Raw genomic sequence first — 1017 nt, 5'->3', positions numbered from 1 at the left:
TCACGGTACTGCTTCACTATCGGTCACTAGGGAGTATTTAGCCTTGGCAGATGGTCCTGCCGGATTCCGACGGGGTTTCACGTGACCCGCCGTACTCAGGATACCTCTAGGAGATTCGTTCGATTTGGGCTACAGGGCTTTTACCTTCTATGCCGGACCTTTCCAGATCACTTCGCCTACCGAACTAACCCCATATCGAGGTCCTACAACCCCAAGGAGCAAGCTCCTTGGTTTGGGCTATTCCGCTTTCGCTCGCCGCTACTGACGGAATCACTTTTGTTTTCTTTTCCTCCAGGTACTTAGATGTTTCAGTTCCCTGGGTATGCCTCTGCTAAAGCTATGTATTCACTTTAGAGTAACTGCGCATTACCACAGCTGGGTTCCCCCATTCGGACATCCCCGGATCAAAGCCTGCTTACGGCTCCCCGAGGCATTTCGTCGTTCGCCACGTCCTTCTTCGGCTCCTAGTGCCTAGGCATCCTCCGTGTGCTCTTTCTAGCTTAACCTAGAAATTACATTTAAAGATTGTTGTATAACCCGAAGGTTACACGACCTAAGTTCTTACTTTACGTTTCATTTCGTTATCTAGTTTTCAAGGAACAAGCATTGCCAACAAGATTGCCTACTTAGCAGGATTTTCTACCGCTAATTTCAATGTCTTTCGATTAAATCTGCTATTTAACTGGAGTTTCTACCGTTATTCGGCCTCATCTGCCTTGTTAGAAGCAAATCACACCAAATTAACGCCAGTTTTTCCTGTTAAACTCACTTTCAATCTACCAAACAGCAAATTAACTGGAGTTTTTCCCGTTATTTCAACGAACTTGCCTGAAAGGATTAACCTTTCAAAACTGAACACGAGTGAGTAAGCGATTGTGTATCCGAAGATACTTGACTGGGTCGTTTCAGACCCGAGTCTCCATAGAAAGGAGGTGATCCAGCCGCACCTTCCGATACGGCTACCTTGTTACGACTTCACCCCAATCATCTACCCCACCTTCGGCGGCTGGCTCCCTT

2 rRNA genes are annotated in these 1017 nt (G+C 47.0%); both read right to left on the bottom strand.

Annotated elements, in window-relative coordinates:
- Positions 1-506 (bottom strand): 23S ribosomal RNA (locus tag AC58UW_RS33305); the annotation flags it as partial.
- Between the two features lie 419 nt (positions 507-925).
- Positions 926-1017, bottom strand: a 16S ribosomal RNA gene (locus tag AC58UW_RS33300); the annotation flags it as partial.

Source organism: Paenibacillus sp. J22R160, assembly GCF_059692135.1.
The sequence above is the reverse complement of the archived record's forward strand: the minus strand, read 5'-3'. Positions and strand labels throughout refer to the sequence as shown.